Origin of the sequence: Extensimonas perlucida (assembly GCF_007655255.1) — a bacterium.
Taxonomy (GTDB): Bacteria; Pseudomonadota; Gammaproteobacteria; order Burkholderiales; family Burkholderiaceae_C; genus Extensimonas; species Extensimonas perlucida.
This window is the reverse complement of record NZ_VMYE01000038.1, coordinates 1-9,039: the sequence shown is the minus strand read 5'-3', so window position 1 is coordinate 9,039 and position 9,039 is coordinate 1. Positions and strand designations below refer to the sequence as shown.

The window sequence follows — 9,039 nt, the reverse complement described above, 5'->3', positions numbered from 1 at the left end:
TGAATTCATCACTGTGCCGGCGACGCGGCAGGCTCTTGGGGTTCATGGTGGGCTCCTGTTGTTGGGCTCGCACCATGGTCTTTTATCTCGGGGCTTGTCTCAAGATGGGATGGCCGGACGCTTACCGTAGTCGGCGGGCTGTAGCCAGTAGGACACCCTGCCCTCCTTCTCGCCACGGTGCGCGCGCTCCGTCACCTCGGACGGCAGCATGATGTAGGCCGAGGGCGCGGTGGCCACCTTGTTGACGATGATCCAGAAGTCGCCCATCACCTTGTCGAGCGATGTGCCCAGCGGCACCGGGTTGCGCTTGCTCAGGGCCTTCACTTGCACGCCGACGAACCGGGAAGCGTCCCGGCTGTAGGCAATGATGTCTACCCCTCGCGCGTTGCGCGCCGTGGGCATCACGTTCCAGCCCATCAGCGAGAGCCGGTAGCAGCAGTAGTACAGACCGACGTTGCCGGTCAGTTGAGGGTCAAGGGTTGGATGCAGGCTCACGAGAAAAGCTCGGAGTGTGTCCCGCTGCGCACGAACACAACCAAGCCGCTTTTGCCTGAATCGTCGAGCCGGTAGATCAGCAGGAAGTCGCCGCCGATGTGGCACTCGCGATGGCCCGCCCAGTCACCCGTCAGTGGATGGTCGAGCCATTCAGGCGGCAGCGGCGCATCGTTGGCGATGAGCAGCAGCATGGCCTCTTTCAGCCGGGTCATGTCGTACCGGCCGGAGTGGGACAGGCGCACCCAGTCCTTCTGGAACTCTTTGGTGTAGTCCGACGCGCGAGGCAGGTTTGCCCGCTTACTTGCCGCTGGCTTCTTCGAGGTCATTCAGGAGCGAGTCAGCGGTTGCAAAGCGAGCGCGACGGCTCTTGATGATCTCGTCGGCTTCTGCGATGGCGACGCGGCTGGTGGCGTTCGGTGCCTTGAGCGCGAACGGCAGTTCCTTGTCGGCGACGACACGGGTCAGGAACACGCGGATCGCATCGGAGACGGTCAGGCCCATCGAGGCCAGCGTTTCCGCAGCCTGCGCCTTGACGTTCTCGTCCACGCGAACGTGAACCATAGTGGTGGTAGCAGCCATGACGGCCTCCTATTGCGACTGATTGAGATACATTGTATCGCAGACCGCGCGCAATCGCAAGGCGACACCCCTCCCCCCGCTTCCTGTCTCTATGTATGTATATAGGTAGGTATATATATACATACCTATAGAGACCACGGCAGCAGCTTGGCGATGTTGCGTGCATCGTCGAGGCCGCGATGGTGCGAGCCGTCGAGTGGCAGGCCGACCATTTGCAGCGCGCGGGCCATCCCCACTTCCTTGATCTTGCGGGCCTTAGCAAACCGGCGCTTGAGGTTCACATGCTCGAACGCTGCGAGCGGGTTCTGGATGCCGTGTCGCTCGCAGTCGCGGGCAAGCTGCTTGGCGTCGAACTGGCCCCAACTGCCCCACGTCGCGCCCGGTGGCTGATGCCGTTGGGCGAAGCTGGCCAGCCTTGCTGCGACAGCCGGGAACAGCTCGGCACCGTCCACGTCGGCCTGCTGGATGCCCGTGAGCTGCCGACAAAACGGCGTGAGCTGAGGGCGTACCACGGGGCGCACTAGCGCCTGAAACGTGTCGAGCACGGTGCCCTCAGCCGTGGCCCACACCGCGCCGATCTCGATGATCTCCATATCGCTTGCCGGGAGGCCATCGGCATCGTCGCAGCTAGGAGCCTGTCGGACTTACTCCAGAATCCTGGCCGATATTCCAGCCAAAAACCCGGTTTGCACATTTTTTGGGCACTTTTGGGTCTCTCCGCCCCTCGAATTCACCGGTTCGAGCCCGTTTTCCCTGTTTTTCAGGCCCTCCGGACGGAGTTTGGGCGCAACACGGCCATGCGCTTCAAATTCCACGCCAGGCACACCAGCGTCCATTCGTTGCGGACGTTGGCCAGGCCACGCAGCAGGAACTGCCGGAACTTCATGACGGACTTGATGATGCCGAACACCGGCTCCACCGTCTGTTTGCGCAGCGCATAGGCCTGCCGGCCCGCCTGGGTCTTCAGGGCGTGCTTCATCGCCTCCACCGCAGTGGCGTCTTCGGCCAGGGGTTGCGGTTCGCTGAAGCGTTCGCGCCAGTGCGGATGGTGCCCTTCCCGCCCGGGTGCGATCAGCGGTGTAACCTCGGCCTTGTGGCAGGCTTGGACGTTGCCTTCGCTGAAGTAGCCGGCATCGGCCAGGAGCTTCTTGGGCGCATTCAGTCCCTCGGGCAGGGTGCGGAGCTTCTCGAGCATCGGCTCGACCTGTTGCTTGTCGTTGGCCGCCTGCGTGACCTCGGGAACCATGACCAGCATCGTCTCGGTATCGACCACCGCTTGGGCGTTGTAGCACTGCTCGAAACCACCGCCGGCTACCTTCATGATCCTCGAGGCGTCGTCGGTGAGGTTGATCTGGTCTTCCTCGCGTGGGGTTGCGCTGGGCGGCGCGGGCGGCTTGCCGCCTGGTTTCTTGCCTGCCTTGGCGGCCTTGTCTTCGCGCGCGGCCAGCTTGGCGTCGAATTCGGCCTTCTCGCGTTCATAGCGGGCCTTCGCCCGGGCTTCGATCTTGGCTTTGGCTGTGGCGATGGCGGCCAGCTGATCTTGCCGGCGGGCGATCTCGGACGGCACCGAGAGGCCTTCGGGCAACTTGGCGGCGTCGGCCGACTCGGCCTGGGCCAGCAGTTGCTGAACCTCTTCTTTGAGTTGGGCTTCGAGCTTCTCGGCGTGTCCATACGACAGGGCGCTGTGACGGCTGGCGTTGGCGTGGAGCTTGGTGCCGTCGAGGCTGACCGTGCCGAATTGGGAGAGTCTGTTGGCCTGAGCGATCTGCAGGACTTGTACGAAGAGGGCCTGAAACTTCTCGCCAAAGCGGCGCCGGAAGGTGGCCAGGGTGTCGTGGTCGGGGTGGCGGTTGCAGGCCAGATACCGGAAGGCCACCGAGTCGTAGGTGGCCATTTCGATCTTGCGGCTGGAGAATACGCCTGTGGCGTAGCCATAGATGAGCAGGCTCATCAGGCTGGCTGGATGGTAGGCCTCGCTGCCACGCCCGGCATAGGCCTGCTCGATCTCGCTGAGGTCGAGGCTTTCGATGACGTTGGCGATGTAGCGGGCCAGGTGGGTCTCGGGCAGCCAGTCTTGTACCGAGGGCGGGAAAAGGTATTCGATGTCTCGGTTGATCGGACGAAAGCGCGCCATGGTCGTCGGGTCTGCAGGGGATGGGGCGATTTTACCGGCTGGGGGTGGGGAAGTCCGACAGGCTGCTAGCCTCAAGGTCGATGACCAGCACCGGGGTCACAGAACCCCCGCAAGGGCATCGACCAGCGACTGCCCTCCCCTGCGATCCAGCCAGCGCGCCTGCATCCCGAAGGCCTGCGGCCCGTCGAAGTCGCACCGCTTGCTGTCGCCCACGAAAACCGCCTCGGCTGGGGCGCAGCCCAACTCGGCGCACGCCAGCCGGTACATCGTCGGGTGTGGCTTCGCCACGCCCACCTCGTAGGAGAGCACGTAGGCGTCCAGCTCGGGCACGAGGCCGCGCACGGCCGGGCCGTACTCATAGGCAAGGTTCGAGCACACCGCCAAGCGCAGCCCTGCTGCCCGCGCCTTGGCGAGCACGTCGGGCACCTCGGGGAACAGGCGCAAGCCGGATAGCTCTTCGGCCAAGTCGGCTTCCATCACATCCAAGCTGGCTTCCGTGCCCAGCTCGACGGCGAAGGTCGCCATCGGCACGTCGCGCGTGAGGCAGGCGAGCCGATCCACCGGCCGCCCGTCCGCGCCCACGAGACGCCCATAGGGCGCAGGGCGCGCGGTGTAGCGGATCAGGGTGCCGAAGGCGTCAAAGACAATGGCTCTTGTGGGCTTCATGTATATATATACCTACCTATATACCTACATACCTACTCGAACAGCTCGCGCTCGAACTCGACGCCCGCCACCACCAGCGGCTCACCGCTGGGCCAGCGCTTGGGCGGCTGGTGGTCGCTGATGACATGCACATCGGCGTCGTCGTTGACCACGGCCACGTCAGCAGCGTGCAAAGCGGCTTGCTTGCTCGCCCGCTCGAAGCGGCAGATGTTGGGGTCGAATGTCCAGTAGCGCATGTCAGCCTCCGTCGTTGGTCTGTGCTTTCTTTCGCTCGTGCTCATCGAGCAGCCGTTGGTAGGACTCATAGGCGGGCGTGCCGGGTGGCGCAAAGTTCGGCAGCAGGCCGATCTCGCTTTCCTCTTCGATGACCGGCCGCCCTCTTACCGGCTCCGGCATCAGGCCCAGCTCGTTGGCAACTCGTATCAGCGCCCGGATTTCCTTGCGGATGGCGGCGACGTTTTCGGTGGTGGTGGTGGCGTAGCCCTTGCTCAAGCCAATGCGTGCGACCCGAGCGCTTTCGGCCAGCGTGTCCAGCTCGAACTGAGCCGCTGCCTTCAACTCTTCTTCGTCCTGTCGCACCCGCCACTCGCGCCACTCTTCGACTTCAGCCGGGGTGAGGATGGCCAGCGCATCGGCGGGCAGCTCGCGCGCCTCACGGTCGAACTTGGCCACCACGCGCTGGACGTTCTTGCCCTCGGGAAAATCCGGCGTTACTTCGCGCACCCGGCGCAGGCACTGGACGCGGTGGCCCTCTCTGTAGGTGCCGTCTTTGTCCCGGTGGCGAATGATCTTGAACTGCATGAGCGCGTTCTCTTCTTGGTGTTGTTGCGTACAACAAAAACTATACGCGAAAGCGCGAAAGTCTGCTACCATTCGCTTGCGGTCGGTAGGTATATATATACTTACCGAGTCACAGAGCCGGGGATGCACCCGGCAGGTCGAGGGCCAGCGGCTGCGCTGCCCATCGGTATGTATATACATAGATAGGAGCACCCATGATCTTCGCGTGTGTCAACACCAAGGGCGGCGTCGGCAAGACCACGACCGCCGTGCATCTGGCAGTGATGCTGGCCCGTCAGGGCAAGACGCTGCTCATCGACGGCGACCCGCAGGCTTCGGCCGCGAGCTGGGCCGCATGGCGTCGTGAGACGCAATACGACCCGTCGCCCACCACCACCTGCCTCGCTGGCAAGGCGATCCTCAGTGAAGGCAAGCAACTGGCCACCGGCTTTGAGCATGTCGTCGTTGATGCGGGTGGCCGTGATTCCGTGGGCCTGCGCTCCGCGCTGTTGCTGGCCCAGCGTGCCGTGATCCCGGTCGGTGCGTCCAACCTTGACGCCGCCGCGATGACCGACTTGCTCGAAGTCGTCGAGCTGGCCCGCGACTACAACCCCGAGCTGGACGTGCGCGTGCTGCTGACCCGCGTCGATCCGCGCACCAAGGATGCGGCCGAGATGCTGGAATTCTTGGCCGAGCAGAAGCTGACTGTATTACCTACAAAAGTCTGCGAGCGGGTGGCTTTCCGCCGTGCCATCGGCGAGGGCGCGACCGTTCAGGAGCTGGGTCGCGACCAAGCCGCCATTGCCGAGATGGAAGCCTTCTTCAAGGAGGTGATGGCATGAGCATGAAGGGCAAGCCCAACACGGCGCAGTTCAAGCCGCCCAAAGACCCGACCGCCTTCCTCGAAGGCGGGGAGGCCGACAAGGCAGAAAAGCCGCTGGTCGCCCCTGCGGCCGTGACCACGCCACCGGCCGCCACGCCGCCCGCTGCCGAGGAAACGCAGCGCTACGGCCGCGCTCGGGTGCAAAAAATCTTCAACTTCCCCGAGGAACTGGCTGATCGCCTGCGCCGCGAAGCGCTCAAGCGCTCGGAAGAGAAGGGCGGCCGGGTCACGGAGAAGGACATCGTGATCGAGGCGCTGGAAGCCTTCCTCAAGGGCTGATAGGTATATATATACCTATCTATGTATATATATAACGACGTTCAATATGGACTATAGTCCATACAAACGCTGACACTCACACGATACAGCGACGGTCGCAACGAAAACTGATATTGTTGCGGTTGGGCGCGGAATAGGGTATAAAAGCGATGTTGACGACAACTGCAAGTGTGGTCGCGCCAAAAATCTTGAAGGAACTCATCGCCGCTGGGTCGGTTTCAGCCGCCCGAGTGGAACCCGGTGACAAGGGCCTCTTGATCGTGGTGCGAGCCGGAATGAATGAGCGAGTGCTGGGTGCGGCCCGAGGTGGCCTCCGGTACTTTCAGAGCCTCGATGGAGCTGCAAGCGTCTTGCAGTCCTACGGGATCATGAAGTTTGACGTGAACACGGAGCACTGGGTGCCCAAGACGATGGTGCGCGGCTACAAGCAAGCCCCGGCGTCTTTGGATGCCGACGAGTGATCCGTGATGACTACGAAGGAGAGAGCTGACCAGACAGCGAAAACTGGACGATCAGAAAAGCAAAAGCCCGCTTTGGCGAGCGGGCTTTGCATAGAAACCGGGCTGGGAGCCCAGACTAAAAACGAGGAGCAGCCTTGGCGGGCTACTTCATCGTGCGTCAGTGAGACCTAACGGATAAGGTTCATTGTACGCAGTCTGACCCCAGCACGCAAGCGTGCGCTCGCCCATACGGACGAGTGATGAGGGGTTATGACGGCGACAACGGCACAGAAAACAGACAACCAGACAGATCGCTTTTTCCAGTCGGGCACCGCGCTGAATCGCGTGCTCACGGAAGCGCCGTACCTGCCTCGGTGCTCTGACGACAAGACGGCCACCCGAGTCCGGCCGCGCGAATACGCCATTCGCTACCCCTACATGCAGGTCAATCGGCCCGGCTTCGTGAGCTGGCTGATCTTCGATCTCGACCACACCAAGGCGATGATCTGGGAGGACGCAGGGCTTCCCGCTCCCAACCTGATCGTCCGCAACCGCCAAAGCGGCCACAGCCACCTCTACTACGCGATTCCCCCGGTCTGCACGACCGAGGCCGCCCGCAGCAAGCCCATCGCCTACATGAAGGCCGTTTATGAGGCCTTCGCTGCCCGGCTCGATGCCGACACCGACTTCCACAGCGGCCCCGTGGCCAAGACGCCCGGCCATCCTTGGTGGCTGACGCACGAGCTGCACGCCCACGTCTACGAGCTGGGGGAGTTGGCCGACTACGTGGACTTGGCTGTGTCCAGCCCGTGGGGCAAGGGGCCTCAGTTCGACGAGGTGAGCCATTCCCGGCACTGCATCCTCTTCGAGCACCTGCGCCACTACGCCTATTCCATCGTGAACCGTGAGCGCGAGCGCGGCTCTTTTGCCACCTTCACGCGGCTGCTCGAAGCCTACGCGCACAACCGCAACAGCTTCCAGAAGCTGGGCTTCATGGAGAACCTGGCCCAGTCCTCACTCAAGGCCACGGTGAAGTCGGTCGCCCGCTGGACGTGGGATCGCTACACCGGCTGCGGCCGGTGCCACCGGGGCGTGATGCAGCTCGACAAGGACTTGCCGCTGATCGAGCGGCAGCGCCTCGCCGCCGCCCGCACCCACGACGTGCGCCACAAGGCTACCGAGTCCAAGGTGCGCGCCGCGTGCCGCCTGCTGCAACAGAAGGGCGAAGCCCTCACGCAAGCCGCTATCGGCCGCGTGGCGGGCCTCACGAGGCAGACGGTGGCCACCTACAAACATGTGCTCGAAGAAGTGCTCAAGCCCGTCGCTGTGGCGATTTTGGGGGGCGCTTCGGGCAAGGCCGACGATGTTAAACATGGTGCACATCAGGTAACTGCCGCCCCGCAGGGGGCCGGGGTTCCGGGTGCTGCATCGGTGTCCCTTGAGCTGTTTCCTGCCGGGCCGGGTGTGGTGCCCGTGCTCGATGGCTGAGATGGAGCTGGTTTTGGTTTTGAGTAGCCCAAGCGTTTTTCAAACGCGAGTAGCCGCAAGTGGGTTGTGGGTAAGTCCGCAGGACTTATCCATCATCCCGCGCGCAGGGCGAAGCCCGGAGGGTGTTCCGCCGCGCGTCAGCGCGGCCCCCCCTTCACTTGTCGGCGTGGCGGCCGTGTCGGTTGAATGGAGTTCGGAGGATGTAGCGTATGGCTCGACGGTCTTTTGACGATGAAACGCTCGCATGGGTGCGAGAGATGCCGCTGTCGCAGGTGCTCGACAAGCTGCGCGACGATGGGCAGTTGTTCTGGCGTCGCGATCCCGACTTCGTGCCGGAGAAGGACAAGCGGACGGTGCGGCTGTTTTTGTCGTCGCCCTCGGGCTTCGCTTGGGAAGTTCTGGTGACGGGCCTCAAGTGGTTTGACGTGCGCGCAGGGAAGGGTGGAGGTGGCGGCATCGACCTCGTGATGCACCTGCTGGGCATCGACTTTGTGAAGGCCGTCAAGCTGCTTTCGTCTGGTGCCGGTGTGGCTGGCCAGCGTCGTCCAGTTCAGCCGCAGTGAAATCCGGGCGGCTCGCTGCTGCGCATCGACCGGGCTCTCGTGCTTCGCATCGAGCCTCGTGCCGAGTTTCGACCCCTGCGGGCTTCGATCTTCCCTCCCGTTGGTCGGCCTGCCGCTTTCGCCGTCCCGGCGACCGAAACCCCTTCGGTTTCGGCTTCCCGCGTGGGGTCTTGCCCCACACGTCGCGGGGGAATGTGGGCGGGCTTTGCCCTTGACATCCCCCTCTGACGTGAGGCTCTGGTCGTTCCAGCCGCATCAAGGGTGCGCTGCGCCGTGATCCTCACCCGTTCGGTGCTCGGGCTGCGCCCTGTGCTCCGCGTGCGGCTTCCGGTCACGCCCTTGACCCGGCTTCCACTTGAAAACCGTATGTATATAGGTAGGTATATATATACATAAAGCGAGGAAATCAAGCGGCTTGTGTGGTGCTCGGAGCGTCGTGACGCAAGGATGGTGGCTTGTTCAATCACCGGAGATCGACTCCCATGCAAACCACCAAAACCACCCCGTACCACTGCGCCGAGCTGCGGCGCTCTGTGCCCGTGATCCAGCGCATCGAGTGGGTGAGCGGGATCGGCCAAGACGATGCCGAGCCGGTTGTGCTCGCCGGGGTCTCCTCGTTTTCAGTGCAATAAGTGACGGTACGAAAAGCTAGCACTGGCGCGGAGGTGGTGTTGGTAGATCGTTGATTTCATTGACTTTCCTGTTCACTTTCAAATCTGCGATTCGTGGCGT

Annotated in this window: 14 protein-coding genes; 6 read left to right on the top strand and 8 right to left on the bottom strand. The window is 63.1% G+C overall.

The window, feature by feature from the left end; translation table 11 throughout:
* Nucleotides 1-99: 99 nt before the first annotated feature.
* The 8 genes from FK527_RS16985 to FK527_RS16950 all read right to left on the bottom strand — a co-directional run bounded on the left by FK527_RS16985 (nt 100) and on the right by FK527_RS16950 (nt 4,675).
* Nucleotides 100-495 carry a hypothetical protein gene (locus FK527_RS16985; protein WP_222116177.1) on the bottom strand — a complete coding sequence of 132 codons (396 nt, stop codon included), beginning with the start codon at nt 493-495 and terminating at the stop codon, nt 100-102.
* Nucleotides 492-821 carry a type II toxin-antitoxin system YafQ family toxin gene (locus FK527_RS16980; RefSeq protein ID WP_105224169.1) on the bottom strand — a complete coding sequence of 110 codons (330 nt, stop codon included), beginning with the start codon at nt 819-821 and terminating at the stop codon, nt 492-494. The genes FK527_RS16985 and FK527_RS16980 overlap by 4 nt, the downstream gene beginning before the upstream one ends.
* Nucleotides 793-1,074: a type II toxin-antitoxin system RelB/DinJ family antitoxin gene (locus FK527_RS16975; RefSeq protein WP_089418471.1), complete on the bottom strand. Its 282-nt coding sequence runs from the start codon at nt 1,072-1,074 to the stop codon at nt 793-795. Before FK527_RS16975 ends, FK527_RS16980 begins: the two co-directional genes overlap by 29 nt.
* A gap of 125 nt (nt 1,075-1,199) precedes the next feature.
* Nucleotides 1,200-1,667, bottom strand: a complete 468-nt coding sequence (locus tag FK527_RS16970) for a 3'-5' exonuclease (RefSeq protein ID WP_144735843.1) — start codon at nt 1,665-1,667, stop codon at nt 1,200-1,202.
* A gap of 167 nt (nt 1,668-1,834) precedes the next feature.
* Complete coding sequence (locus tag FK527_RS16965; RefSeq protein ID WP_144735841.1) at nt 1,835-3,208, bottom strand: IS1182 family transposase; 1,374 nt, start codon at nt 3,206-3,208, stop codon at nt 1,835-1,837.
* Nucleotides 3,209-3,304: 96 nt separating this feature from the next.
* Nucleotides 3,305-3,874 (bottom strand): HAD family hydrolase, encoded by a 570-nt coding sequence (locus FK527_RS16960; protein WP_144735839.1) that lies wholly within the window; start codon nt 3,872-3,874, stop codon nt 3,305-3,307.
* A 32-nt stretch (nt 3,875-3,906) separates the two neighbouring features.
* Nucleotides 3,907-4,110, bottom strand: coding sequence for a hypothetical protein (locus FK527_RS16955; protein ID WP_144735837.1), 204 nt, complete (start codon nt 4,108-4,110; stop codon nt 3,907-3,909).
* 1 nt (nt 4,111) lies between these two features.
* The gene (locus FK527_RS16950; RefSeq protein ID WP_105224165.1) at nt 4,112-4,675 is read right to left on the bottom strand and encodes a hypothetical protein; all 564 of its coding nucleotides are present in this window, start codon (nt 4,673-4,675) and stop codon (nt 4,112-4,114) included.
* A gap of 194 nt (nt 4,676-4,869) precedes the next feature.
* Between FK527_RS16950 and FK527_RS16945 the strand changes: the two genes are divergently transcribed.
* From FK527_RS16945 to FK527_RS17300, 6 genes are all read left to right on the top strand, one after another.
* Nucleotides 4,870-5,496 (top strand): ParA family protein, encoded by a 627-nt coding sequence (locus FK527_RS16945; protein WP_105224164.1) that lies wholly within the window; start codon nt 4,870-4,872, stop codon nt 5,494-5,496.
* Nucleotides 5,493-5,816, top strand: a complete 324-nt coding sequence (locus tag FK527_RS16940) for a hypothetical protein (RefSeq protein WP_105224163.1) — start codon at nt 5,493-5,495, stop codon at nt 5,814-5,816. The genes FK527_RS16945 and FK527_RS16940 overlap by 4 nt, the downstream gene beginning before the upstream one ends.
* A 149-nt stretch (nt 5,817-5,965) precedes the next feature.
* Complete coding sequence (parC, locus tag FK527_RS17725) at nt 5,966-6,277, top strand: ParC family partition-associated protein (RefSeq protein WP_105224162.1); 312 nt, start codon at nt 5,966-5,968, stop codon at nt 6,275-6,277.
* Between the two features lie 249 nt (nt 6,278-6,526).
* A complete protein-coding gene (locus FK527_RS16930) occupies nt 6,527-7,744 on the top strand; it encodes a replication initiation protein (protein ID WP_144735835.1) in 1,218 nt (405 codons plus the stop codon).
* Nucleotides 7,745-7,953: 209 nt separating this feature from the next.
* On the top strand, nt 7,954-8,307 hold the full coding sequence (locus FK527_RS16925) for a hypothetical protein (RefSeq protein ID WP_105224160.1): 354 nt from the start codon (nt 7,954-7,956) through the stop codon (nt 8,305-8,307).
* Nucleotides 8,308-8,789: 482 nt separating this feature from the next.
* Nucleotides 8,790-8,939, top strand: a complete 150-nt coding sequence (locus tag FK527_RS17300; protein ID WP_186298474.1) for a hypothetical protein — start codon at nt 8,790-8,792, stop codon at nt 8,937-8,939.
* Nucleotides 8,940-9,039 lie beyond the last annotated feature (100 nt).

Bases quoted from the DNA above. Each gene is read 5' to 3' on its own strand.
- FK527_RS16950 (WP_105224165.1), bottom strand. From the start codon at position 4,675: ATGCAGTTCAAGATCATTCGCCACCGGGACAAAGACGGCACCTACAGA.
- FK527_RS17300 (WP_186298474.1), top strand. From the start codon at position 8,790: ATGCAAACCACCAAAACCACCCCGTACCACTGCGCCGAGCTGCGGCGC.
- FK527_RS16955 (WP_144735837.1), bottom strand. From the start codon at position 4,110: ATGCGCTACTGGACATTCGACCCCAACATCTGCCGCTTCGAGCGGGCG.
- FK527_RS16925 (WP_105224160.1), top strand. From the start codon at position 7,954: ATGGCTCGACGGTCTTTTGACGATGAAACGCTCGCATGGGTGCGAGAG.
- FK527_RS16930 (WP_144735835.1), top strand. From the start codon at position 6,527: ATGACGGCGACAACGGCACAGAAAACAGACAACCAGACAGATCGCTTT.
- FK527_RS16970 (WP_144735843.1), bottom strand. From the start codon at position 1,667: ATGGAGATCATCGAGATCGGCGCGGTGTGGGCCACGGCTGAGGGCACC.
- FK527_RS16980 (WP_105224169.1), bottom strand. From the start codon at position 821: ATGACCTCGAAGAAGCCAGCGGCAAGTAAGCGGGCAAACCTGCCTCGC.
- FK527_RS16940 (WP_105224163.1), top strand. From the start codon at position 5,493: ATGAGCATGAAGGGCAAGCCCAACACGGCGCAGTTCAAGCCGCCCAAA.
- FK527_RS16975 (WP_089418471.1), bottom strand. From the start codon at position 1,074: ATGGCTGCTACCACCACTATGGTTCACGTTCGCGTGGACGAGAACGTC.
- parC (WP_105224162.1), top strand. From the start codon at position 5,966: ATGTTGACGACAACTGCAAGTGTGGTCGCGCCAAAAATCTTGAAGGAA.
- FK527_RS16965 (WP_144735841.1), bottom strand. From the start codon at position 3,208: ATGGCGCGCTTTCGTCCGATCAACCGAGACATCGAATACCTTTTCCCG.
- FK527_RS16945 (WP_105224164.1), top strand. From the start codon at position 4,870: ATGATCTTCGCGTGTGTCAACACCAAGGGCGGCGTCGGCAAGACCACG.
- FK527_RS16960 (WP_144735839.1), bottom strand. From the start codon at position 3,874: ATGAAGCCCACAAGAGCCATTGTCTTTGACGCCTTCGGCACCCTGATC.